This window comes from Nocardia sp. NPDC059177 (assembly GCF_042755165.1).
Lineage (GTDB): Bacteria > Actinomycetota > Actinomycetes > Mycobacteriales > Mycobacteriaceae > Nocardia.
This window is the reverse complement of record NZ_JBHZBX010000025.1, coordinates 20,201-43,279: the sequence shown is the minus strand read 5'-3', so window position 1 is coordinate 43,279 and position 23,079 is coordinate 20,201. Positions and strand designations below refer to the sequence as shown.

Annotated in this window: 22 protein-coding genes; 10 read left to right on the top strand and 12 right to left on the bottom strand. The window is 68.2% G+C overall.

Going from position 1 to position 23,079, the window contains the following annotated elements:
* Positions 1-61 precede the first annotated feature (61 nt).
* A complete protein-coding gene (locus ACFXK0_RS25450) occupies positions 62-1,390 on the top strand; it encodes a TerD family protein (protein ID WP_379413358.1) in 1,329 nt (442 codons plus the stop codon).
* 4 nt (positions 1,391-1,394) lie between these two features.
* Here ACFXK0_RS25450 and ACFXK0_RS25445 read toward each other — a convergent pair whose 3' ends face one another.
* The gene (locus ACFXK0_RS25445; protein WP_379413357.1) at positions 1,395-2,216 is read right to left on the bottom strand and encodes an alpha/beta fold hydrolase; all 822 of its coding nucleotides are present in this window, start codon (positions 2,214-2,216) and stop codon (positions 1,395-1,397) included.
* Between the two features lie 213 nt (positions 2,217-2,429).
* Between ACFXK0_RS25445 and ACFXK0_RS25440 the strand changes: the two genes are divergently transcribed.
* Positions 2,430-3,209 carry a class I SAM-dependent methyltransferase gene (locus ACFXK0_RS25440; protein ID WP_379413356.1) on the top strand — a complete coding sequence of 260 codons (780 nt, stop codon included), beginning with the start codon at positions 2,430-2,432 and terminating at the stop codon, positions 3,207-3,209.
* 4 nt (positions 3,210-3,213) lie between these two features.
* Here ACFXK0_RS25440 and ACFXK0_RS25435 read toward each other — a convergent pair whose 3' ends face one another.
* A complete protein-coding gene (locus ACFXK0_RS25435; RefSeq protein ID WP_379413355.1) occupies positions 3,214-3,738 on the bottom strand; it encodes a hypothetical protein in 525 nt (174 codons plus the stop codon).
* Between the two features lie 127 nt (positions 3,739-3,865).
* Between ACFXK0_RS25435 and ACFXK0_RS25430 the strand changes: the two genes are divergently transcribed.
* Positions 3,866-4,366 carry a hypothetical protein gene (locus tag ACFXK0_RS25430; RefSeq protein ID WP_379413354.1) on the top strand — a complete coding sequence of 167 codons (501 nt, stop codon included), beginning with the start codon at positions 3,866-3,868 and terminating at the stop codon, positions 4,364-4,366.
* Between the two features lie 30 nt (positions 4,367-4,396).
* Here ACFXK0_RS25430 and dnaB read toward each other — a convergent pair whose 3' ends face one another.
* From dnaB to rpsF, 5 genes are all read right to left on the bottom strand, one after another.
* On the bottom strand, positions 4,397-6,133 hold the full coding sequence (dnaB, locus tag ACFXK0_RS25425) for a replicative DNA helicase (protein ID WP_379413389.1): 1,737 nt from the start codon (positions 6,131-6,133) through the stop codon (positions 4,397-4,399).
* Between the two features lie 655 nt (positions 6,134-6,788).
* Positions 6,789-7,241, bottom strand: a complete 453-nt coding sequence (rplI, locus tag ACFXK0_RS25420) for a 50S ribosomal protein L9 (protein ID WP_379413353.1) — start codon at positions 7,239-7,241, stop codon at positions 6,789-6,791.
* Between the two features lie 17 nt (positions 7,242-7,258).
* Positions 7,259-7,510: a 30S ribosomal protein S18 gene (gene rpsR / locus ACFXK0_RS25415; protein ID WP_379413352.1), complete on the bottom strand. Its 252-nt coding sequence runs from the start codon at positions 7,508-7,510 to the stop codon at positions 7,259-7,261.
* Between the two features lie 32 nt (positions 7,511-7,542).
* Complete coding sequence (locus tag ACFXK0_RS25410; protein ID WP_379413351.1) at positions 7,543-8,106, bottom strand: single-stranded DNA-binding protein; 564 nt, start codon at positions 8,104-8,106, stop codon at positions 7,543-7,545.
* Positions 8,107-8,203: 97 nt separating this feature from the next.
* Positions 8,204-8,491, bottom strand: coding sequence for a 30S ribosomal protein S6 (gene rpsF, locus ACFXK0_RS25405; protein ID WP_278261022.1), 288 nt, complete (start codon positions 8,489-8,491; stop codon positions 8,204-8,206).
* Positions 8,492-8,664: 173 nt separating this feature from the next.
* Here rpsF and ACFXK0_RS25400 point away from each other — a divergent pair, with 173 nt between their 5' ends.
* Positions 8,665-10,041: a glycosyltransferase family 87 protein gene (locus tag ACFXK0_RS25400; protein WP_379413388.1), complete on the top strand. Its 1,377-nt coding sequence runs from the start codon at positions 8,665-8,667 to the stop codon at positions 10,039-10,041.
* A gap of 58 nt (positions 10,042-10,099) precedes the next feature.
* Here ACFXK0_RS25400 and ACFXK0_RS25395 read toward each other — a convergent pair whose 3' ends face one another.
* Positions 10,100-11,206, bottom strand: a complete 1,107-nt coding sequence (locus ACFXK0_RS25395; protein ID WP_379413350.1) for a DUF475 domain-containing protein — start codon at positions 11,204-11,206, stop codon at positions 10,100-10,102.
* 69 nt (positions 11,207-11,275) lie between these two features.
* On the bottom strand, positions 11,276-11,851 hold the full coding sequence (locus ACFXK0_RS25390; protein ID WP_355275138.1) for a TerD family protein: 576 nt from the start codon (positions 11,849-11,851) through the stop codon (positions 11,276-11,278).
* A 191-nt stretch (positions 11,852-12,042) separates the two neighbouring features.
* On the opposite strand from ACFXK0_RS25390, the gene ACFXK0_RS25385 reads away from it, so the two are divergent.
* The 4 genes from ACFXK0_RS25385 to ACFXK0_RS25370 are packed head-to-tail and all read left to right on the top strand — an operon-like array spanning position 12,043 to position 17,880.
* Positions 12,043-13,251 (top strand): hypothetical protein, encoded by a 1,209-nt coding sequence (locus tag ACFXK0_RS25385; protein ID WP_379413349.1) that lies wholly within the window; start codon positions 12,043-12,045, stop codon positions 13,249-13,251.
* 41 nt (positions 13,252-13,292) lie between these two features.
* On the top strand, positions 13,293-14,504 hold the full coding sequence (locus ACFXK0_RS25380) for an HpcH/HpaI aldolase/citrate lyase family protein (protein ID WP_379413348.1): 1,212 nt from the start codon (positions 13,293-13,295) through the stop codon (positions 14,502-14,504).
* Entirely contained in the window at positions 14,501-17,035 is a 2,535-nt protein-coding gene (locus tag ACFXK0_RS25375) for a phosphoribosyltransferase (RefSeq protein WP_379413347.1), read from the top strand. The genes ACFXK0_RS25380 and ACFXK0_RS25375 overlap by 4 nt, the downstream gene beginning before the upstream one ends.
* 38 nt (positions 17,036-17,073) lie before the next feature.
* Positions 17,074-17,880 carry an HAD family hydrolase gene (locus ACFXK0_RS25370; protein WP_379413387.1) on the top strand — a complete coding sequence of 269 codons (807 nt, stop codon included), beginning with the start codon at positions 17,074-17,076 and terminating at the stop codon, positions 17,878-17,880.
* Between the two features lie 15 nt (positions 17,881-17,895).
* On the opposite strand, the gene ACFXK0_RS25365 is transcribed toward ACFXK0_RS25370, so the two are convergent.
* From ACFXK0_RS25365 to ACFXK0_RS25355, 3 genes are read right to left on the bottom strand one after another with little or no spacing between them, the layout of a single operon-like run.
* Complete coding sequence (locus tag ACFXK0_RS25365; protein ID WP_379413346.1) at positions 17,896-18,660, bottom strand: AIM24 family protein; 765 nt, start codon at positions 18,658-18,660, stop codon at positions 17,896-17,898.
* A gap of 4 nt (positions 18,661-18,664) precedes the next feature.
* Positions 18,665-19,363: an AIM24 family protein gene (locus tag ACFXK0_RS25360; protein ID WP_379413344.1), complete on the bottom strand. Its 699-nt coding sequence runs from the start codon at positions 19,361-19,363 to the stop codon at positions 18,665-18,667.
* Positions 19,364-19,370: 7 nt separating this feature from the next.
* Positions 19,371-19,994 carry an AIM24 family protein gene (locus ACFXK0_RS25355; protein ID WP_379413343.1) on the bottom strand — a complete coding sequence of 208 codons (624 nt, stop codon included), beginning with the start codon at positions 19,992-19,994 and terminating at the stop codon, positions 19,371-19,373.
* A gap of 156 nt (positions 19,995-20,150) precedes the next feature.
* Between ACFXK0_RS25355 and ACFXK0_RS25350 the strand changes: the two genes are divergently transcribed.
* A complete protein-coding gene (locus tag ACFXK0_RS25350) occupies positions 20,151-21,500 on the top strand; it encodes a TerD family protein (protein WP_379413341.1) in 1,350 nt (449 codons plus the stop codon).
* A 22-nt stretch (positions 21,501-21,522) separates the two neighbouring features.
* Entirely contained in the window at positions 21,523-23,055 is a 1,533-nt protein-coding gene (locus tag ACFXK0_RS25345) for a TerD family protein (protein WP_379413340.1), read from the top strand.
* Positions 23,056-23,079 lie beyond the last annotated feature (24 nt).

The following is a 23,079-nucleotide window of genomic DNA, read 5'->3' as shown; positions in this document are numbered from 1 at the left end:
CGAACAGCAAGGACGTGCCCCGGGTTCTGGGGGCACGGCAGTCGGCAGGGGGGACGTGGGCATGTCAGCGACACTGGTGAAGGGTCAGAACGGGCCGATCCGGGGCGGTGAGGTGGTCGTCTCGGTGCGGGTCGGCGCGCCGGTGTCGACGGCGGCGTTGCTGGTCACCGAGCAGGGACGGGTGCGTTCGGACAGCGATCTGGTGTGCGATTACCAGCCGTTCGCGCCGGGTGTGCGATTGCAGGCCGGGACGGTGGCGGTGTCACTGGCCCAGGTGCCCGCCGATATCGCGCAGGTCAGGACGGTGATCGTGCTCGACAGTCCGGCCGGGGGATTCGGGCGGATCGCGCCGCCGTCGGTGGTGGTCGCCGAGGACGGCCGCCCGGTCTACGAGTTCCGTATCGACGGGCTGAGTTCGGAGTCGGCGGTGCTCGCGGTCGAGCTCTACCGGCGTCAAGGCGGCTGGAAAGTGCGGGCGGTGGGGTCGGGGTACGCGGGTGGGTTCGGTGCGCTGGCCGCCGATCACGGTGCGCGACTCATCGAGGTGCCCCGGCCCGCACCCACACCCAGCCCGTCATCCTGGCCGAGCTCGTCATCTACGTCGAGCCCGCCGACGCCTGGCCGGGAACCCACGCTGAGCCAGCCACCGACGCCAGGCTGGGAATCCACGCCGAGCTGGCCGCCGACGCCGAGCCGGGAGCCCGCACCGAGCCGGCCGCCGATTCCGAGCTCTGGTCCCGGAGCCTGGCCCGGGTCGGCTCCCGTGCCCGGTGCGGGTTCCGCGCCGCCACCGGGACTGTCCCGGCGTCGCCCGGTCAGCCTCGCCAAAGGCCAGCGGGTGACCCTGCGCAAAGACGGCGGCGCCGCCCTCACCTTCGTCCGGATGGGCCTCGGCTGGGACCCCGTCACCCGTGGCCGGCTCTTCGGCCGTCGCCCCATCGAGATCGACCTCGACGCGTCGGTGGCGATGTTCGCCGACCACACCCTCGTCGACCTCGTCTGTTTCGGTCAGCTCATTTCCGACGACGGCGCCATCCGCCACCAGGGCGACAACCTCACCGGCGAGGGCGACGGCGACGACGAAGTGATCCTGGTCGACCTGGTCCGCGTCCCCGCCCACATCACCACCCTGCTGTTCTTCGTGACCTCCTACCAGGGCCACACCTTCCAACAGGTCACCAACGCCTTCTGCCGCCTGGTCGACAACACCACCGGCGCCGAACTGGCCCGCTACGCCCTCACCGGCGGCATGCCCTACACCGCCATCGCCATGGCCAAGGTCAGCCGGGCCGCCGGCGAATGGACGATGCAGGCACTGGGTGACCCCTTCCATGCCAGGACCCCTGGCGACGCCATCCCGCAACTCGGCCGGTTCCTCACCGGCCGCTGACCGGTCACCGCTGGTCGAGCGTGGCGACCTCGCGCACCGAGTCGGCGATGGCACGGAAGTCCTTGCGCAGGATGGCGCCGTGGTTGCTCGCGACCTTGGCGCCGATGCGGATGTTCGGGTTGCGGGTGGTCGCCGAATCCAGTCCGCCGCGGATCTTCTCCTGCTCGTCGCGTTTGCTGCCGAACGAGGTGCCCGAGGCGATCACGTACCGCACCGGCACACTGATCGCGTCCAGCACCGGACCCAGCTCGCGCTCGCGGGAGAGCTTGCCGAGCTCGATATTGCTCTCGGCCTGCTGCGCGGCGCTCATTCGCGGGGCCAGCCCGGTCGGGCGCAGCAGCGGCATGAACCAGCTCAGCCGCTTGAACAGCGTGCGGATCCGCGCTTCCATGGCGTCGTCGAGCCAGTCGTAGGGGAACGCGCCGTCGACGAGGACCGCGCCGATGGTCCGTTCCGGATTGCGCTCGGCCCAGTGCGCGCCGACGACCGCGCCGTAGGACCAGCCGACCAGCAGCGCCCGGTCGACGCCCCTGGCCGCGAGCACCGCGTCGACATCGCGGACAGCGGCCGCGAAGGAGTAGTCGGCCGACAGCCCCGACTTCTTGCCGCGCGCCCGCTCGTCGAAGGTGATGTGCCGGAACCCGGGACCGAGTTCGGCGATGGTCTTGCGCCAGTACCCCTGGGTCGCGAACTGCCCGTTGAGATACACCACCGGGATGCCGTCGCCCCCGGTGTCGGTGACGGCCAGCGCCGTGTCGTCGACGGTCACCAGGCCGCTCCAGGCAGCGTTCGTCGGGTCGGTACTCGGTGTGTGCTGTGCGGTCATTTCGGATCACCCTCCTCGGTGCGTGCTCGATGTGACTACTGTCGCGACCCGGCCTGACACCGCGCTGACACCTTCCTGACGCGCCCGCTGACACCTAGAATCAGCTGGTCGCGCATGTCGAATTCCAGGTGCCGAGGAAGGTGAGGCGATGTCCGACGAACTCGACGCCCCGCCGGGCCGGAAAGACATTGCGCCGCAAGGCGGGTCGTAGCGATGGCCGACTGGGACGGCGCGGGATACGCCCACATCAGCGAACTCCAGCGGACGATGGCGACCGACGCGGTGGCCTCCGTCGCGGTCGCCGGTGCCGAGCGGGTGCTCGATGTGGGTTGTGGCGACGGCTATGTGACCCGCCTGATCGCGGCCAGGGTTCCCGATGGCCGCGTGCTCGGTGTCGACCCGTCGCCGCGGATGATCGATTTCGCCCGCTCGGCCGACGACCAGTTCACGAATGTCGATTTCCAGGTCGCCGATGTCACGACGATGACCCTGACCTGCGACTTCGACCTCGCCGTCTCGTTCAACGCCCTGCACTGGGTGCCTGACCAGACTGCCGCCTACCGCCACATCGCCGCCGCCCTGGCACCCGGCGGACGGGTGCTCGTGCAATACGTCTGCGCAGGCCCGCGTCCGAGCGTCGAGGACATCGCCACGGCCGTCACCGGCGACCCACGCTGGTCGACCGCGTTCACCGATTTCCCGCGCCCGTACATCCACATCGACCCCGGCACGCTGCCGTCGATCGCGGCACGTGCCGATCTCGAGGTCTCCGCGCGATCGGTGACCGACCGCGAATGGGACTTCGGCTCCCGCGAAGCCTTCACCCGTTGGTGCACAGTCGGATTCGCCGACTGGACCGCCCGCCTACCCGCCGCCGACATCCCCGTTTTCGTCGCCGAGGTCGTCGACCGCTACGAAGCCGTCACCGGCCGGCCAGGATTGTTCCGATTCCTGCAGATGCGGGCCGAACTATCGCGACGCGCGGACGGTTGAGCGATCACCAGATATCGACCCACTGCGGCCGCTGTGGCACATCGAATCCGGCCGCGCGCCCCCGCACCAGCATCGGCATCCCCGCGCCCACCGGAAACCGCTCCTTCATCGCTTTCGCCGTCCCCCGCCGAAACTCATTGAACGCGAACTCTTTCTTCATCTCGTGCTCCACCCCGGTCTCCGGATGCGTGAACCGCACCTCGACCCGCACCCGATGAGTCGACAACGGATTGTTCGACGTCTGCGTCACCCGATACCCCGCATCGATCACCACCCCCTCGACCCCCTCCGCCGTCCGGCGCAGATAAGCCCGCCGCACCCGCCACCCCACCCCGAGCACGAACGGCCAGGTCACCAACCCGAACACCAACGCCCCGATGAACCAGATCGCGATCAACTCCCCACCGGTCCGCTCCGAAGCGAACATCGCCACCCGCAACACCAGCGAGAAATACAGCAGCACGGCCACCGCCGACACCACCCAATACCCGATCACAACCTGGTTAACCAGCAGTTTCTTGTTCCCCACCCTGAGTCCGATCCACTTCAGCCGACACAACCCAGCGATCGTAACCGGCCCGCCACGGTGGTGCTGCTAATCGGGAATTATCTATAAAAGCTTGCATACTTCCTTCAAGGATTTTATGGTAGTTCTCATGAGTGAAACGGAAGACGCAGTGGTCGTGTTCACCGCCAAGAGCCCGGAAACGATCCTCCGCGAGGGTGGTTCTCAGGCGTGGAAGCTCGACCCCGCGCGCGCCAGGAAGTGTGAATGGCTGGTGTGCACCCAGAACGCCCACAACTACGAGGACTACGCCGATCCCAGCGAACCGCACGGGAGCGCCTTCCTCGTCGGCCGGATTTCGCGCCTCACCCCGGCGACCGAGGTCGAGGGCCGTTGGAAGATCGAGGTCGACGAGTACATCCGCATCAGCCAGGCCGACGTGTGGGCCGGTGACCGGAACCCCGTGCGCTACACGAACCTCGCCGCGCTCGGCATCGACATCGACGGCGTCACCTTCCAGAAACTGGAACGTTCCGATGCCACCACCGCTCCGACTCCCGCCGCGGGGCTCACCATCGCGCAGGCGAAGGCCGGTCTCTCGAAGACCTATGACGTCGGCGTCGACGCCATCGAAATCGTGATCCGCGGATAGCCAGTCTTCGCCGTGGTGGATCCGCTCCGATCAGCCGCGGGCCATGTCCACGAAGCGGCTCAGGTGCAGCTGGTGGGCGACGGTGATGGTGGCGGTGGGGCCGTTACGGTGCTTGCCGACGATGAGGTCGGCCTCGCCGCCGCGCGGGTCGTCCCGCTCGAAGGCGTCGGGACGGTGCAGCAGGATGACCATATCCGCATCCTGCTCGAGACTGCCCGACTCGCGCAGGTCGGAGACCATGGGTCGCTTGTCGGTTCGCTGTTCCGGACCACGGTTCAGCTGTGAGATCGCGATCACCGGAACCTCGAGTTCCTTGGCGAGCAGCTTCAGGTGACGCGAGAATTCCGAGACTTCCTGCTGACGCGATTCGACCTTCTTGCCCGAGCTCATCAGCTGCAGGTAGTCCACCACAACGAGTTTCAGATCGTGGCGCTGCTTGAGCCGTCGTGCTTTGGCGCGGATCTCCATCATCGTCAGGTTCGGTGAATCGTCGACGAACAGCGGCGCCTCGCTGATCTCACTCATCCGCCGGGCCAGCTTGGTCCAGTCGTCATCACTCATCCGCCCCGACCGCATATCGCCCAGCTTGATCTTCGCTTCGGCCGAGAGCAGGCGCATCACGATCTCGGTGCGGCTCATCTCGAGCGAGAAGATGACGCTGGCCATGCCGTGTTTGATCGAGCAGCTGCGCATGAAGTCCATGCCCAGTGTCGAGTTGTGGGTGGGGACCAGTGAGCGGCCTGCCAGGTACATGTGGTCGGCATTGTCGACCTCCACACAGCGGACCGGCAGCGGATCGATCTTGCGGACATCGACGATCTGGCGTGCCTCCGAACGCGCGGTGCGTGGCACGGCGTGCGCGAAGTGATCGCGGGGTGTGCGCAGGCTGTGCGCGATCTCCCCGGTGGTGCGGACCGCCGGATGGGGTGCGAGCGTGGGGGCCAGTGTCGTCCACTGATGGTCTTCGTCGGCGACGAGCACCGTCCCGTCGGAGAACTCGACCTCGTAGCAGGGGCGGTCGGTCATGACTTCCGTGGTCGCCACGACGCGGGTCGGGCGCCCGTCGGGCCCGAGCAGTTCGTCGCCGACCTGAATCTCACCCATCGTCGTCCACCCGGACGGGGTCGGCAGGGGGGTGTCCAGCGCCAGCGCTTTACCCACACCAGGTCGGGCCGCGACGATGATCATCTGGCCCGCGTGTAGGCCGTTGGTGAGTTCGTCGAGTTCGGTGAAGCCGGTGGGGACGCCGAGGGAGATGCCGCCGCGGGAGGCGATGGAGTCGATTTCGTCCATGGTGGGCTGGAGGAGTTCTTCCAGCGGGGTGAAATCCTCGGTGGTGCGGCGCTCGGTGACCTCGTAGATCTCGGCCTGGGCGCGGTCGACGACCTCGGCGACGTCTTGGCCGTCGGCGCCGGCGTAGCCGAACTGGACGATGCGGGTGCCCGCTTCGACGAGGCGGCGCAGGATGGCCTTCTCGGCGACGATCTCGGCGTAGAAGCCGGCGTTGGCGGCGGTGGGGACGGTCTGGGTGAGGGTCACCAGGTAGGGCGGGCCGCCGATGCGCTTGAGCTCGCCGCGGCGGTCGAGTCCGGCGGCGACGGTGACGGGGTCGGCGGGCTCGCCGCGGCCGTACAGGTCGAGGATGGTGTCGTAGACGGCCTGGTGGGCGGGGCGGTAGAAGTCGCCGGGGCGCAGCACCTCGACCACGTCGGCGATGGCGTCCTTGCTCAGCAGCATGCCGCCGAGCACTGACTGTTCGGCCGCCATGTCGTGGGGTGGCTGCCTGCCGAAATCCTCGCCGGGGGGTTCGGGCGGGAAGTCGGTATGCGCGCGGTCACCGGTGGTCGTCACCAGACCGTCCTCTCTGCCCACAGAACCAGGGGTTTCACATCGATGAACTCGTTGTACTCCCGGGCACCGACACGATGTCAGCAATCGGTTGCCTGCGTGCTTCCCGGGGTCGTGCGCAGGGCGATGCGACGAACCTAGGCGACGTTTTCGGGATGCGCCAAGCCGACCTGTGCACAGAACTGTGGATAACTTGGGGGTAGTTCACCCAGAGTTGTGCAGCTCCTGTGGAAAACATGGGGAAAACCCAGGTCAGTGCCTTGGAACGCCCTGCTAGGCCCGGTTTTACCCAACTCTCGACCTGTGGATTAAAGAAGTTCCGGCGTGTCGGTAAAGGTGAACAGCCGGGCGTGTTGGGTAAACAGCGGTGGTGCAGGCTATGACCGGGGTCACAAATGTGCCGGTCGGTTTCCACGGTCATCCACAGGGTGAATAACCGGAGGTCAGCGAGTTGCCGACCGTAGGCCGCGCACGGCGACCGATACGGACGGAAAGACCGGCTACCGGTCAGCTATCGCTGCCGGAGGCAACGGAAACCACCCCCGTGCGAACACAGGGGTGGTTTCCAGCGAACTCAGTTCGCAGCAACCTCGAGGCTGAACTTGGCAGCCACGTCGGGGTGCAGGTGCACCACGATGCCGTGCTTGCCGGTCGCCTTGATGTGCGACTTCGGCAGCTCGATGCTGCGCTTGTCCACCACGGGGCCACCGGCGGCCTTGATGGCGCCGGCCACATCGGCGGTGGTGACCGAACCGAACAGCTTGCCGCTGTCGGCGGTCTTCACGGCCAGCGACACCGACTCCAGGCCCTCGATGGCCTGCTTCAGCTCGTTGGCGTGATCCAGGTCGCGCACCTTGCGGGCGTCCTGGGCACGACGGATGCCCTCGACCTGCTTCTGGGCGCCACGGGTGGCCACGATGGCCAGACCGCGGGGCAGCAGGTAGTTGCGGCCGTAACCGTCCTTGACCTCGACGAGGTCGCCCGGAGCACCGAGGTTGTCGACATCAGCGGTGAGGATGAGCTTCATCTGTCTGACTCCCTTTCTCAGCGAGCGGTCGACACGTAAGGCAGCAGGGCCACCTCACGCGAGTTCTTGACGGCCACAGCGATATCACGCTGGTGCTGCACGCAGTTGCCGGTGACGCGGCGAGCGCGGATCTTGCCGCGGTCGCTGACGTACTTACGCAGCAGCGTGGTGTCCTTGTAATCGATATTGACGAGTCCGGACTTGGCTTCCTTGCAGAAAGCGCACGCCTTCTTCTTCAGTACCTTTTCGCGCGCGGGCGCTTTAGGCATGGTCTTCTCTCCGTACTATGAGTGCCGTTCGGTCAGAACGGCGGTTCGTCATCCATGCGGCCGCCGCCCCCGAAGGAGCCGGCCGCGGGCGCGCTACCCCACGGATCGTCGGTGCCTGCGTTGCCGCCGCCCGACTGTCCGCCGCCATTGTTGGCGTTGTAGCCGCCTGCGCTCGCACCACCACCACCGGCATTGCCGGAACCGCCACCGAAGCCACCGCCTCCGCCGCCGCGACCGGCCTTGGAGACCTTGGCCGTCGCGTAGCGCAGGGAGGGGCCGACCTCGTCGACCTCGAGTTCGACGACCGTGCGCTTCTCACCCTCGCGGGTTTCGTAGGAGCGCTGCTTGAGCCGTCCGCTCACGATCACGCGAGCACCTCGGGTCAGGCTCTCGGCGACATTCTCCGCTGCCTCACGCCAGATGTTGCAGCGCAGGAACAGGGCCTCGCCGTCTTTCCATTCGTTCGAATTGCGATCGAACACGCGGGGAGTCGAAGCGACGGTGAAATTCGCCACCGCTGCGCCCGCGGGCGTGAAACGAAGCTCGGGGTCGGCCGTCAAGTTTCCGATGACGGTGATGACCGTGTCGCCTGCCATGTGGGTTCCTCCTGCTCGGGGGGTGCAGTCCGCATCTCGCGTTTGTGCTGGAGCCTAAAGCTAGGCGGTGACACAAAACTCGAGAAGTGGTCGCGGACTACTTGTCGTTGCGCAGAACCTTGGTGCGCAGCACCGTCTCGTTCAGGCCCAGCTGGCGGTCGAGCTCGCTCACGGTGGCCGGGGTCGCGGTCAGTTCGACGACCGCGTAGATGCCTTCGGCCTGCTTGGCGATCTCGTAGGCGAGCCGGCGGCGGCCCCAGATGTCGACCTTGTCGACCTTGCCGCCCTCGGTCTTGACGACGTTGAGCAGGTTATCCAGGGACTGCCCGACGATGCGCTCGTCCAGGCTGGGGTCGAGGATGACCATCACTTCATATTGACGCACGGACCAATCACCTCCTGTGGACTAGGAAACGGCCATGGACTTTCCATGGCAGGAGGGTTCGTTGCGTCAGCAACCCGCCAAGGCTACATGAGCCGCCCGTGAGCGGCGAAATCGATCATGGTCGCGGGTGTACCCGGGTGATCGGCGCGCCGGCGCATAGGGTGTTCGCCATGATGGTCGACCCGCGGCGGCGCGCGGCATCCGGCGCCGCGCGAGCCACCGCGCTGGCCTTCGTCATCGTGCTGCTGTGCGGGTTCACCCTCGCCCTCGGCTATGCCAACAAGGCGCGCTGTGCCGGTGGGGCGATCGATGAATACGGCCGCAGCCAGGTATTCGATGTGCGCAAGGACATGGATGTCTGTTATTCCGATATCCAGTTCCTCTGGCAGGGCCGCGAGATCGACAATCACGTCTTTCCCTATGTCGACGGCGCCATCACCGACGACGGCGTGCTGATCGGCGGCGCGGTGGAGTACCCCGTGCTCAGCGGCCTGCTGATGTGGGCCGGTGCGATCGGGGTGCACAACGACGCGGACTTCCTGTGGCATTCGGCGCTGCTGCTGGCGCCGTTCGCCCTGCTGACGGCCTGGCTGCTGGCCCGGCTGGCCGGCCCGGCCGCGCTGCTGTGGGCGATCGGCCCGCCGCTGGTGTTCTACGCCTTCCACAACTGGGAGCTGCCGGTGGTGTGTACCGCGGTCGGGGCGGTCTACGTGATGACCGCGCTGACCGGCCTGACCGTGCGTACCAGGGGGATCATCGCGGCGGTGCTGCTCGCGCTCGGTTTCTGCCTGAAGATCTATCCGGGCATCTTCGTGCTGCCGCTGGCGGTGTACGTGCTGACCGAGGGCAGGTCGCGCGGTCCGCGCCGGATCGCCGAGCTGGACGTGGCAGGCGCCGCGCAAACACTGCTGGCCGCGATGGGCACCGTCGCCGCGGTGAATCTGCCGTTCGTGCTGGCCGGGGTGGAGGGCTGGCGGGCCTCGGTCACCTTCCAGCGGCTGCGCCAGGCCGACATCACCACCAATTCGATCTGGTACTGGGGTCATCAGGCGATCTTCGGTCGCGACGCCGAGACCACCCAGACCTGGCACGACATCGTCGGGGTGGCCTCACCGGTGCTGATCGCCGCCGGATTCGCGCTGGCCATGTGGCTGGGCCGGCGGCGCTGGACGCCGGACTCGGCCTTCCCGTGGGTGGGGGTGAGCGCGGCGATGCTGGCCGCGTTCCTGCTTTTCCACAAGGTGCACTCACCCCAGTACACCCTGTGGATAATTCCGTTCCTGGTGCTGCTCGAAGTGCCGTGGTCGCTGGTCGGGGCCTATCTGGTCGCTGACGCGGCGGTGGGGATCGGGGTGTTCCGGTACTTCTATTCGATGGGCCAGGGCGAGGACTTCGAGCTGCTGGAGGGGATCGTGCAGTTCGGCGTGTGGCTGCGCAGCGGGCTGCTGCTGGTGCTGTTCTTCCTCTTCCTGCGGGCGCGGTCGCGCGCGACACCGCTGCCTGGCCCGATCAGCCGGGCGCGGCGACCGCAGTTGCAGCCGGTCGCCTGAAGACGACGACGGCGGCGAATCCGGGAGGGATTCGCCGCCGTCGTGGGGAGAGAACCGATCAGCTGACCGGCGCCGCCTCCTTGGCCTCGCCGACATCGTCGGGTTCGGATTTGCGGTTGCGGATGATGCTGGTGATCAGCGCCGCGCCGATGAACGCCACCCCGACCAGGCCGGTGATCAGCTCGTTGACGTGCACGCCGATCGAGATCAGCAGGATCGTCGCCAGCGCGCCGATCGCCCAGTGCGCGCCGTGCTCGAGGTACACGTACTCCGAGAGCGTGCCCTGGCGGACCAGGTACACCGTGATCGACCGGACGAACATCGCGCCGATGAAGCCGAGGCCCAGCGCGATGATGATCGGGTCGGAGGTGATGGCGAACGCGCCGATCACGCCGTCGAAGGAGAACGACGCGTCGAGCACCTCGAGGTACAGGAACAGGAAGAACGCGGCCTTACCGGTCGCCTTCACCAGACCCGACGGGCCCGACGGCGCGTGTTCGAGTTCCTCGGTGTGGAACATCGAGCCCAGCCCGTCGACCGCGATGTAGACGATCATGCCGAGCAGACCGGCGACCAGCACAGTCGAGCGATCGTCGTCCTTGGCCAGGAACTCCGCGGTCAGGATCAGGCCGGTACCGGCCACGACCACCGAGAGCATGTCGAGCTTGCCCGCCTTGGCCAGCGGGCGCTCCAGCCAGCTCAGCCAGGTGATGTCACGCTCTTCGAAGATGAAGTTCAGGAACAGCAGTGCCAGGAACATGCCGCCGAACGCCGCGATCTGCGGGTGCGCGTCGGTCAGCAGGGTCTCGTAGCTGGGGCTGCCGTCGGGGAAGTGTGCCGCGTCGTCGGCAGGCGGGTTGAGCGCCAGGTCGAACGCTTCGATCGGGCCGAGGCCCGCGGTGACCCACACGATGGCCAGCGGGAACACCAGCCGCATGCCGAACACGGCGATGAGGATGCCGACGGTCAGGAAGATCCGCTGCCAGAACTCGCTCATCCGTTCCAGGACGGTGGCGTTGATGACGGCGTTGTCGAACGACAGCGATACCTCGAGGATGCCGAGGATCGCACACAGTACGAGGGCGGTCAGGCCACCATAGAGGTAGGCCACGACCAGCGATACCACCGTGATGGCGATGGACAGGCCGAAGATGCGCGTAATCACGCGGAGGGACCTTTCTGTGTCACACGGACAGGGGGCCCGGATTCATCGAGCCCCCGTCCGCGATGGTGACTAGACGTTGACGCCGTAGTCGCGGGCGATACCGGCCAGGCCGGAGGCGTAGCCCTGTCCGATGGCACGGAACTTCCATTCGGCACCGTTGCGGTACAGCTCGCCGAAGACCATAGCGGTCTCGGTCGAGGCGTCCTCGGACAGGTCGTAGCGGGCGAGCTCGTTGCCGTTGGCCCGGTCGACGACGCGAATGTAGGCGTTGCGCACCTGGCCGAACGACTGCGAGCGGGTCTCCGCGTCGTAGATCGAGACCGGGAAGAAGATGCTCTCGATCGTCGGCGGGGTGTTGGCCAGGTCGACATTGATGACCTCGTCATCGCCCTCGCCCTCGCCGGTGGTGTTGTCACCGGCGTGCTCGATGGCACCTTCCGGCGACTTCAGGTTGTTGAAGAACACGAAGTGCTTGTCGGAGACGACCTTCTTGTCGGCGCCGGTGGCAATCGCGCTCGCGTCGAGGTCGAAGTCGGTGCCGGTGGTGGTACGCACGTCCCAGCCGAGGCCGACCGCGACCGCGGTCAGGTTCGGGGCCTCTTTGGTCAGCGAAACGTTGCCGCCCTTGGACAGACTGACACCCATGCGGGATTCCCTTCGGTTAGTCCGGTGTGTCGTTTCCCAGCATGTCCGAATCGCCGGGTACGGCTACGACAGTAATAGGTTTCACGGATCTTGCGTAGGAACTGTCTGCAGCCCAGGTGAACCGGGGGAATCTCCTACCATCGGGCAGTGGGCGCCAGGCGATGGCGTGTGGTCGGGGAAAGGACGTGACGGTGACACCTCGCAGACGCGGCTGGTTCAGATCCGGGGCGGATCATGGCTGGATCAGTGGTGCGCGGGCCTCGGCCTCGGCCGCCTTCCTCGATATGGATCGCAGACAGACGGCAGCGGAGGCGGGCGTGGTGGCCAGCGAGCAGGTCTTCCCGGAACGCCGGGTCGAGGCGCTCTGGGAACCGGTGCGGGCGCGCTGCTACGCCGCGGCGGGCGCCTATCTGGCCTTCACCGACGAACTCGACGCGGCCGAGGCCGCGGGCACCGCGATCGCGGACGGCCCGGCCAGAGCGGACGCGCTGGTCGGTCAGCTCAACGAGGCGGCGCGCGGGGTCGACGAGTTCTATCACGCGCAGCGGGCCGGGCTCGAGCACGCGGCGAACGTGCGGTCCTCGGTGCCGCAGTTGCTGCGCCAGGTGCGCCACGAGGCCGAGCAGGCGCTGGCGGCCGCCGCGTCGTCGGGCTACGGCGAGTACCCCTCGATCGCGGCGGGTGTAAGGCGGCTGAATGAGTGTCTGATCACAGCCGCCGCGGTGGATCCGCTGAGTGCGGTGGCGGCCGCGCGCGAGGCCGCGGCGGGGGTGCAGCAGGCCACCAAGGATCTGTCGGATGCGTTGGCGCAGGCCCCTTCTCGCGCGGCGGCCGCGACCAAGGCGATCGCCTCGGTGACGACCAGGACCGCCGCGGTGCGCAACCGCGCCGACGCGCTCGGCCCGGCATATTCGGCGCTGCTGCGGGAATTCAACGCTGCGAGTTCGGCGGATCTGACCAACAATGAGCGAGACAGCCGCCGCGGCATCGACGCCGCAGACGAAGCGCTGGCCGGAGCGCGTGTCGCGGCTGCTGCCCACGACCCGGAGACCGCCCTTGATTCGACAGCCACCGCGCGCGAGCATCTCGCCGAGGCCGAGCAGTTGGTCGATGCCGTCACCCGACGGCTGGAACTGTTGCGCGGGGTGCGTGCCGACCCCGATGCGAAGGCTCGCACCGTACGATTCCGGCTGCGGGACGCGCAGATGCTCGCGGTCGACCGAGGACTGGTCGCCGAATGGGGTTCGGTGCTCGATGCGCAAGCCGAACGCCTCGACCGCGTAGCTTCTGGACTGACGGGTCGTCATCCAGACTATTGGGCGTACGTGACGGAACTGGATACCGTCGCGACGTTCATCGCCGGAGTGGTCGACCGGATGCGAAAACACGACAGCACATAGGACCTCGAGAGAGATGATTTGGCACAGATGAGGTGGGGGGAATGACCGCTGGGTACGCCGTGGCGACGGAGGTTTGCCTGCACAAGCAGGTGCCGCTGCGCCACTTCCGGCAGTTGCAGGGTCCGCGCAGCCGCGAGCTGTTCCTGGTGGAACCGGAGCCGCTGGCCGGCTCCGCGGACCGCGAGTTACTGGCCACCGCGCTCGGCGCGACGCTGTACGTGCCCGCGACCAGGCCCGACCTGGCCGCCACGATCCGCAGACGGGCCGCGCGCGGGGTGTGTTCGATGGTCATCGACCTCGAGGACGCCGTTGCCGATCACCAGGTCGACGCCGCCAAGCAGCACGCGGTGGACACCCTGGATCTGCTCGCGCACAGCCGTGACCCCAACCCGCTGCTCTTCGTGCGGGTGCGTGACCCGCAGACCGTCACCGAGCTGGCCGACCGGCTCGGTGACGGCGCCGAGGTGCTCACCGGCTTCGTCTTCCCCAAGTTCGACGCCGTCACCGGGCCCGACTACCTGGCCGCCCTCGACGCGGCCGGTCGCACGCTGGGTCGCCGCGTCTACGGCATGCCGGTGCTGGAGTCGGCGAATCTGGTGCACCGCCAGACCCGCGACGAGCAGCTCGCCGCCATCGCCGACCTGCTCGCCCTGCACCGCGACCGGCTGCTCGCGGTGCGCATCGGCGCCACCGACATGTGCTCGACCTTCGGCATCCGCCGCGACCGCGACCTCACCATCTACGACGTGCGGGTCATCGCCGACGTGATCGCCGACATCGTCAACTACCTCGGCCGCGCCGACGGTTCCGGGTTCATCATCACCGGACCGGTGTGGGAGTACTTCGCCGATCACGAGCGGATGTTCCGGCCGCTGCTGCGCAGCGCGCCGTTCGAGGAATCCGACGCGGTGCCGTTCCGGCAGTACCTGGTCAGCCGCGATCTGGACGGTCTGCTGCGCGAGATCACCCTCGACCGCGCCAACGGCATCCAGGGCAAGACGGTGATCCATCCCTCGCACGTGGCGGCGGTACACGCGCTGTCGGTGGTGACGCACGAGGAATACGCCGACGCGCTCGACATCATGGCGGACGACGTCGGCGGCGTCGCGGCCTCGGAATACCGCAACAAGATGAACGAGATGCGCCCACACCGCAGTTGGGCCCGCCAGACGCTGGTGCGGGCCCGCGCGTTCGGGGTCGCCAACAAGGGAGTGTCTTTCGTGGATCTGCTGACAGCGATGATCGCCGAATGAACGTCGCCGAAACGCCCTGGGCCACCACCCATCTGGGCATCGTCCTGCACCACGGCGAATCCTTCACGCCCACTGCGCCGGGTATTGTCCCGCTGGGTGATGGCGGGGCGGTCGCACCGGGGAGTGACGGGTTGCCGGATGAGCTGACGATCTCGGCGCTGGTGGTGCCGGGGTTGCGGCGTAATCCGCGGCGGGCGCATCTGCTGGTGTCGACGGTGCTGGGTAAGCATCTGCCGACCGATCCGCGGGTGGTGATCGGTGCGGGGGAGCGGCTGGGTGATCTGGTGCGGGAGCAGCTGGGTGACCTGGAACCGGTTGTACTCGGGTTTGCCGAGACCGCAACGGGTTTGGGGCACTGTGTGGCCGCGCGGCTGGATGCTGTCTGCTACCTGCATTCGACCCGCAGGCACGAGCCGCGCACCACCACGCTGACCGGTTTCGAGGAGGGGCACTCGCACGCCACCTCACATCTGCTCCAGCCCGAACCCGCGGGCATCTTCGCCAACGACCAGCCGCTGGTGCTGGTCGACGACGAGATCTCCACCGGTGACACCGCCATCGACGCGGTGCGCGCCCTGCACGCCTTCGCCCCGCGTGCGCACTATGTGCTCGCCTCCCTGGTCGACATGCGCACCCCCGCCGATCGCGCCAAGTTCGAAGCCGCGGCCGCTGAACTCGGCGCCCGCATCGACACCGTCTGCCTGGCCGCGGGCCGCACCCAACTGCCCGACGGCCTGATCGACACCGTCACCGCGCTGCCCGAACCGCAGCTCAATCCGACGGCGGCGCAGCGTGGTTCGCACGGCCGGATCGACCTGTCCTGGCCCGCCGACGTCCCGGAAGGCGGCAGGCACGGCTTCCTGCGCGCCGACACCGACGCTTTCGATCTCGCCCTGAAATCGGCCACCGCCGAACTCAGTACCCGCCTGGACACCGAATTCCCCGGCCGCCCCGTGATCGTGCTCGGCCACGAGGAACTCATGTACCTCCCGCTGCGCCTGGCCGCCGAACTCGCCACTGCGGGCACCCCCACCCGCTTCCAGACCACAACGCGCTCACCGGCTCACGTCCTCGACGAACCCGGCTACCCCCTGCGCCGTGGCTTCCGCTTCACCGCCCCCGAACCGGACCCCACCGCCGCCCGCTACGTCTACAACGCCCAGTGGCCCGGTAGCGACACCGCCCCACTCCTGCTGGTCGTCCTCGACCCACCCGCCGACACCCCCGAACTCGTCGCCCCCGGCGGTCTCGTCGACGTCCTCACCGCCTCCGGCGCCGACGTCCTGACCGCCGTCCTCCCCGGCGCAGACCCCCGCGCCCTGCACACGGCCCGCACTGCTGCTGTGGGCGCCCAGCCGATCGGCCTGTCCGATGGGCAGGATGGTGCGCGGGCGGCCACGGCGCGGGGTGCTGAAGGTGCGTATCCGCCCGCGCTGCACGGGCCCGAGTTCGGTTCGTATGCGGCCGAGGAGGTTTCGTGGCTGCTCAAGGATCTGTCCGAGGCGGATCTGGAAGCCGATATCGCGGAACGGGAGCGGCGGATTCAGGCCGGGGTCGCGCATTACGCCGAGTCGTTGCCGGTGGAGTATCAGCCCGATGCCGAGTACCGGGAGCTGTTCGAGCGAGTGCTGGCCGACAGTGCCGAGCGGTTGGCGCTGGCGGTGGCGACCCTCGCCGAGCTCGTTGTCGCCGAGCGGGGCGAGGACATCGTGCTGGTTTCGCTGGCCAGGGCGGGCACGCCGGTCGGGGTGCTCATGCGGCGGTGGCTGGCGACCAGGGGACTGACGGTGCCGCACTACGCGGTGTCGATCGTGCGGGCGCGCGGAATCGACGCGGTGGCGCTGGATTACCTGGCCCACCACCATGATCCGGCCTCGGTCGTGTTCGTCGACGGTTGGACCGGCAAGGGCGCGATCACCCGCGAACTCACCGAGGCACTCGACGCCTACCACGCGGCCGGTGGCGCCCGGTTCGATGACGAACTGGCCGTGCTCGCCGACCCGGGCAACTGCGTGCGTACCTTCGGCACCCGCGATGATTTCCTCATCGCCTCGGCCTGCCTGAATTCGACAGTCTCCGGGCTGGTTTCGCGCACCGTCCTCAACGACACCCTGATCGGCCCTGGCGAATTCCACGGCGCCAAGTTCTATCGCGAACTGGCGCAGGCCGATGTCTCGAATCAGCTGCTGGACGCGGTAAGCGCCGCCTTCGCGACCATCCGCGATCAGGTGCCCGCCGCCGTCGCCGCGATCCGCGATTCCGACCGCACGCCGGACTGGTCGGGCTGGGCCTCGGTGGAACGGGCACGCGCCGAATACGGCATCAGCACAGTCAATTACGTCAAGCCGGGCGTCGGCGAGACGACCCGGGTGCTGTTGCGCCGCGTACCGTGGCGGGTGCTGGTTCGTGACGCGGATGCGCCCGAGCATGCCCACATCCGCCTGCTCGCCGCCGCGCGCAATGTCCCGGTGGAAGTGGTACCCGACCTGGCCTACTCCTGCATGGGCCTGATCAAGGAGTTACCCCGGTGACCGCTTCGGTTCTGTTCGCCACCGATCTGGATCGCACGATGATCTTCTCGCGCAACGCCTTCGGCGGCGCGGAGGCGGTCGAGAAGGAATGCGTCGAGTACTACGAGGGCGAGCCGCTGTCGTACATGACCACCACCGCGGTGGCCAGCCTGCGCGCACTGGCCGTCACCGCGCCGGTGGTCCCGACGACCACCCGCACCATCGAACAATTCCAGCGGATCACCCTGCCGGGCGCGCCCTGGCGGTACGCGATCACCAGCAACGGTGGCAACATCCTCGTCGACGGTGTGCCCGACCCGACCTGGCGGAGCGACATCGACGACCAGGTGCGCGCTTCCGGCGCCACGCTGGCCGAGGTGGGCGCCGAATTACGTTCGCGCATCGACGATTCCTGGGTCACCAAGTACCGCGAGGCCGACGAACTGTTCTGCTATCTGGTGGTGCGCATCGACGCCGTGCCCGCCGGCTTCCTGGCCGAATGGGACACCTGGTGCCGCGCGCACGGCTGGTCGGCTTCGCAGCAGGGCCGCAAGATCTACACCATGCCCGACGCGGTCTGCAAGAGCCTGGCCGTCGCCGAGGTGCGCCGCAGGCTGCGCGAGTCCGGCGAATTGTCCGGTGACGCACCGCTGTTCACCGCGGGCGACGGTGCACTGGACGCACCGATGCTGCGGGTCGCCGACGCCGCCATCCGTCCCCGGCACGGTGAACTCGAGGACCTGAACTTCACCGCGCCCGCGCTGACCGTCACCGAGACCACCGGGATTCTGGCCGGCGCCGAAATCCTGGACTGGTTCCACGCCAAGGCGGACAGTACCGTGCCGGTGGTCGCGGATCCGGCCTGACGACAGCCCGTCCGATCAGTAGTTGCCCTGCTGACCAGCCAACTGCTGGGTGATCAGGCCGTGGATGCGCTGCAACCCACCCACGCTGATCCCGCTCTGCAACTGGCCCTCGATCGTGCGGACCAGCGCGTTGTCGCTCATCACCTTCTCGGTCGACTGGATCAGCACGGTGCCCGCGCCGGTGAAGTCGAACTGGCGTTCCTCACCGGAGTTGGCGCCCATCCTGGCCGCGCCCGCCGCCAGGAAACTGGTGATCCAGCCCTGGTCGTAATGGTGGCTCGGGGACGGGCAGTCGGCCCAGCCGACCAGCGACTCGGGGTCGACTCGCAGCGGCGGTTCGGCGAAGATCACCGGGCCGTTGGACGAGGCCAGGAACTTGCCGGTGCCGATCAGGGTGAGGAAACCGGGCACGATCGACTGCTTGAGCGCCAGGCCGGGCTCGAAGGCGAGCAGGTTGGCGGCGCGGATGGTGAGGTTGCCTTCTTCGAGGTCGAAGGAATTGATGTCGTAGCCGCGGTCGCCGATGATCAGCTTGCCGTGCCCCTCGGCCACCACGTAGTCGCCGGTGAACAGCGGCGCGGAGAACTGACTGCTCACCATGTGCACGAGGCCGCCTTGCAGGCCGTGGGTGAGCATCTGGAACTGGATCTGCCCGTAGTAGGCGATCATCGCGCCCTTGCGCATGAACCAGGGCGCGGTCAGGTCGATGCAGTAGGCGTAGTCGTTGCCCGGAATATTGTCGCTGGCACCGAGATTCATCGGGGACAGGATTTCGCTCATCGGTTCACAACTTCTCTTCGGAGGCCTGCACGTACACCACACCCTGTCCGTGGCAATGCAATTGCATCGCCTCGCCCGCGCCGCGGCCCACCGCGTCGCGCCAGCTCATCGCGGCCTTGAGTTCGGTCTGCACATTGCCGTACGCGGCGACGAACGCCTGCGGGTCGACCACCACCGGATTCGGCCCGCCCACCTGCAGTTCCAGGAAACCGCCGTGCGCGAGCAGTACCGCGGCGCCGTGGCCGCTGAGCTGGGTGGTGAACATGCCCTGCCCGGTCGCGACACCGGCGGCCGCGCCACGCAACGCGCCCATCAGGCCGCCACCGCCACCGCCCCCACCGGAGCTGGCCACCGACACCACCGAGGACTGCAATCCGGCCGAGTTGGCCAGCAGTCGCGAGGCCTCGGCGCGCAGCACCGCGCCGGGCTGCATCTGCACCACGTGCACCTCCAGCCCGGCGAATCCGTAATGGACCACGCCGTTTCCGCTGGCGAGCATGGTGCGCTCGTGCTCGCCGGCCATCATCGACCCGGCCATCCGCATCAGCCCGCCGCCGCCCGTGCTCGGGCCGGCGCCCGGGATCTGGTGCGGCGCGAACGCGACCTGACCGGTGTAGAACAGCATCGCGCCGGTCCGCGCGACCACGCCGCCCGCCTGCCCGACGTCGACCTTGACGACTTTGCCGTTGACCTTCTCGAACATCGCTCGCCTACCGTTCCGCCGGCTGGATCAGCACGACACCCTGGCCGTCCCACCGCAGTGAGAACGCCTCGCCCGCGTCCTGGCCGACCACCGTCCGCCAGGACACATCGGTGACGAAGGATTGATTGAGGTTGCCGCGCGCGGCGACGAACGCGTCCGGATCGACGATCAGCGGGTACTGCGGCGACACCTCGAGGTGGATCAGCGGTCCACCGGCCGACAACAGCGCCACCTGGCCCTGACCGGTCACCGTGGTGGTGAACAGGCCACTGCCCGAAGACATTCCGCCGACCCCGGCGAAGCGCACATCGGTGCGCAGATTGCCCGCGAAGGCGAGCAACTGCTGCGACTCGACCTGCAATGTCTCGTTGTTCAGGTTCACCACGGTGACGTTCTGGCCGTTGACCGCGAAGAACACCCGGCCGTTGCCGGAGCACTCCATCAGCGACAGCTTCTCGCCGGTGGCGCGGCGCTTGAGCCCGGCGAGCACGCCGTCGCCGCCGCCGAAGCCGGCCGATTTGAACTGCACATTGCCTTCGTAGGCCACCATCGAGCCGGCGATCGCGCGGATGCTCGTCCCCGCGAGATGCGCCTCGATCACCTTCTTCGATTGTTCGAACAATTGTGCCATGACCGGCCCCGATGCCCCTTCGTCGCTGCTGCGAGGCCACCCTAACCGATCCCGGCTGAACCTGCTGCCGGCAGCAGAGCGCGAACGCCGTCGGCCGCTTTCTCGTAGAGTGGCTGGAGACACCGGCAAGCAATAACGACAAGCGAAGGGTCGAACTTGTCCGCAACACTCGCCAAGGGCCAGAACGGACCACTGGCCGTCAGTGACGTCGTGATCTCGCTCCAGCTCACGGCACCGGCCGATCTGTCCGCACTCCTCGTGACCGAGCAGGGCAAGGTCAGGACCGACGCAGATTTCGTCTTCTACAACCAGCCGAGCGGGCCCGGCGTCGATCTGCGCCCGGGGCCGGCGGGCCAGCCCGCCTCCCTGGCCGTTTCGCTGCCCTCGGTGCCCGCCGAGATCGATCAGATCCGGGCCGTCATCACCCTCGACGACGCGACCAGCAATTTCGGCCGCTCCGCGCCGCCGACGGCGATCGTCTCCGACGCCGCCGGTAACCAGCTGTTCGAGTACCGCATCGAGGGGCTCAATGCCGAATCGATCGTGATCGCGCTCGAGCTGTACCGCCGTCAGGGCTCCTGGAAGGTGCGCGCGGTCGGTCAGGGCTATGCCGGTGGCTTCGCCGCGCTGGTCACCGATCACGGTGTGCAGGTGGATGATTCGCCCGCACCGGCCGCCGCAGCACAGCCGGTCGCCCCGCCGCCTCCGCCGCCGCCCGCCTACCCGGCGCAGTCGGCGCCGAGTTACCCGCAGCAGGCCGCGCCCGCCTACGCGCCGCCCGGTGGCGGCTACCCGCCGCCGCCAGCGCCGCAGCAGCCGCCCGCCGGCGGGTACCCGCCGCCGCCCGGACAGGGTTACCCGCCGCCCACGCAGGCCGCCCCGCCGCCGCAGCAGCCGGCCGGGGAGATCAGCCTGAGCAAGAACGGGCCGGTCAGCCTGCAGAAGGGCCAGCGGGTCACCTTGCGCAAGGAAGGCGGCGCCGCGCTGACCTTCGTCAAGATGGGCCTCGGCTGGGACCCGGTGCAGACCCGTGGCATGTTCGGCAACCGCACCGTCGACATCGATCTCGACGCCTCGGTCTGCCTGTTCGCCGACAACAACCTCGTCGACGTGGCCTACTACGGTCAGCTCTCGTCCAAGGACGGTTCGGTGCGCCACCAGGGCGACAACCTGACCGGCGAGGGCGAGGGTGACGACGAGATGATCCTGGTCGACCTGACCAGGATCCCCGCGCACATCTCCACCCTGCTGTTCATCGTCACCTCCTACAAGGGCCACACCTTCGAGCAGGTCCAGAACGCGTTCTGCCGCCTGATCGACGGCGCCAACAACGGCGAGCTGGCCCGCTACACTCTCGCGGGCGGGATGCCGTTCACCGGGATGGCGATGGCCAAGGTGTACCGGGTCGGTGGGGACTGGAAGATGCAGGCGCTGGGCGAGGGATTCCAGGCCAAGCATCCCGGTGAAGCGGTACCGCAGCTCGGTCGTTTCCTCGGCGGGGTCTAGTACAACAGAGCGGGCAGACAACGTGATCGAACTGAGGGCGGGGCAGAACATCGCGCTGACCGCCGATACTGTGCGCTTCACCGCGCGGACCACCGGCACCGTCGACCTCGGGGCCCTGGTGGTCGGCGAGGATCTGCGGGTGCGCGACGAACTCGACCACGTGAGCACGACGCGGCCGACCGCACCCGGTGTCGCGTTCGCCGGTGGCGCGCTGGACCTGACGCTCTCGCAGGTCAGAGCCGACGCGCATGCCGTGCTGCTGTTCGTCACCGCCGGGCACGTGCTCGGCGGTGTCACCGCGACACTGGACGAGAACGGCAGTGCCGCAGCCAGTTTCGAGATCACGCCGACCTCGGGGGAGAGCGCGATGCTCTGCCTCGAGGTGTACCGGCGCGGCGGGGGCTGGAAGCTGCGCGCACTCGGCCAGGGCTACGACGGGGGCGCGGTCCAGCTGCTCACCGCCCACGGTGTGCCCGCCACCGCGCCGGCGCCGGTCCCGCCCCAGGCCACCGCACCGACCCAGACCGCGCCCCGCCCGGTCACCCCGGCGGCGGGCGCTCCGCTCGAGGTCGAACACGGCCTGCAACGGATGTGGATGATCTTCGAGGACGCGGCCCGCTCGGCGGCCGCGCTGCTCTCGGCCCGTGATTACGCCGCCAAACGCCTCGACCAGGAAATGTCGGAGGCGGTGTCGAATCCGGCGACCCGCAACACCCCCGCCGCCGACACCGCGCGCGCCGCCGCCCAGCGCAGGCACGACGAACTGGTCGGCATCGCCGACGCCGATCATCGCCGCGACAGCGACCAGCTCGGGCACGAGATCGCCGAGGCCGACGCCGTCATGCCCGCCGCCCTCGCCTCCTGGCTGGCCCCGGCCTGGACGACGAAGGCGCAGCGCAGCGACGGCATCCGGCTCGGCGAGCTCTACGCGCTCGACCGCGGTGCGTTGCGCGTACCGTATTGCGTTCCGGTGCCGCTGAATCGGCCGCTGTGGGTCGACACCGAATCCAGCGCCGCCGCGTCCCGGGTGGTCGGCGCGCTGCTGGCGCGGCTGGTCGCGGCGTTGCCGGACAAGCCGATCCGGGTCGACATGATCGACCTGTCCGGTGGTCTGCGTGGTCTGGCCGCACCGCTGGCGCCGCTGCTGGCCGGTCCGGTGATCAGCGACCACGGTGAGATCGCCACCCGCCTCGGCGAACTCGCGCACGCGGCCGAACTCGCTGAAATCGCTTACCACAGTGGACAAGCCGTGCCGCCCTCGGAACACCGGATCCTGGTAGCCGCGGACTTCCCGCACGGCTATCAGGCCAGCGATGTGGTGCACCTGGGTCAGCTGATGGTGCGCGGCGACCTGATCGGCCTGTCGATGGTCATCGTCGGCAGCGGCAGCGAATTCGCCGACGGCCCGCTGGCGCTGCTGTCCCAGTCCTGCCGGCACCTGCCGACCATTCCCGGCACCCCCCTGTTCGACCCGTGGACGGGCAACGCCTGGGAACTCGACCTCGACATGCTCCCCGCCGAGCCCGAACTCCAGGCCCGCTACCTGCGGTTGTAGGGAGCGTCCCGCCGGGCACTCCTT

Excerpts from the sequence above, each read along its gene's own strand:
- ACFXK0_RS25450 (WP_379413358.1), top strand. The coding sequence starts at position 62 with ATGTCAGCGACACTGGTGAAGGGTCAGAACGGGCCGATCCGGGGCGGT.
- ACFXK0_RS25445 (WP_379413357.1), bottom strand. The coding sequence starts at position 2,216 with ATGACCGCACAGCACACACCGAGTACCGACCCGACGAACGCTGCCTGG.
- ACFXK0_RS25440 (WP_379413356.1), top strand. The coding sequence starts at position 2,430 with ATGGCCGACTGGGACGGCGCGGGATACGCCCACATCAGCGAACTCCAG.
- ACFXK0_RS25430 (WP_379413354.1), top strand. The coding sequence starts at position 3,866 with ATGAGTGAAACGGAAGACGCAGTGGTCGTGTTCACCGCCAAGAGCCCG.
- dnaB (WP_379413389.1), bottom strand. The coding sequence starts at position 6,133 with ATGGCGGCCGAACAGTCAGTGCTCGGCGGCATGCTGCTGAGCAAGGAC.
- rplI (WP_379413353.1), bottom strand. The coding sequence starts at position 7,241 with ATGAAGCTCATCCTCACCGCTGATGTCGACAACCTCGGTGCTCCGGGC.
- rpsR (WP_379413352.1), bottom strand. The coding sequence starts at position 7,510 with ATGCCTAAAGCGCCCGCGCGCGAAAAGGTACTGAAGAAGAAGGCGTGC.
- ACFXK0_RS25410 (WP_379413351.1), bottom strand. The coding sequence starts at position 8,106 with ATGGCAGGCGACACGGTCATCACCGTCATCGGAAACTTGACGGCCGAC.
- ACFXK0_RS25400 (WP_379413388.1), top strand. The coding sequence starts at position 8,665 with ATGGTCGACCCGCGGCGGCGCGCGGCATCCGGCGCCGCGCGAGCCACC.
- ACFXK0_RS25390 (WP_355275138.1), bottom strand. The coding sequence starts at position 11,851 with ATGGGTGTCAGTCTGTCCAAGGGCGGCAACGTTTCGCTGACCAAAGAG.
- ACFXK0_RS25380 (WP_379413348.1), top strand. The coding sequence starts at position 13,293 with ATGACCGCTGGGTACGCCGTGGCGACGGAGGTTTGCCTGCACAAGCAG.
- ACFXK0_RS25375 (WP_379413347.1), top strand. The coding sequence starts at position 14,501 with ATGAACGTCGCCGAAACGCCCTGGGCCACCACCCATCTGGGCATCGTC.
- ACFXK0_RS25370 (WP_379413387.1), top strand. The coding sequence starts at position 17,074 with ATGATCTTCTCGCGCAACGCCTTCGGCGGCGCGGAGGCGGTCGAGAAG.
- ACFXK0_RS25365 (WP_379413346.1), bottom strand. The coding sequence starts at position 18,660 with ATGAGCGAAATCCTGTCCCCGATGAATCTCGGTGCCAGCGACAATATT.
- ACFXK0_RS25360 (WP_379413344.1), bottom strand. The coding sequence starts at position 19,363 with ATGTTCGAGAAGGTCAACGGCAAAGTCGTCAAGGTCGACGTCGGGCAG.
- ACFXK0_RS25355 (WP_379413343.1), bottom strand. The coding sequence starts at position 19,994 with ATGGCACAATTGTTCGAACAATCGAAGAAGGTGATCGAGGCGCATCTC.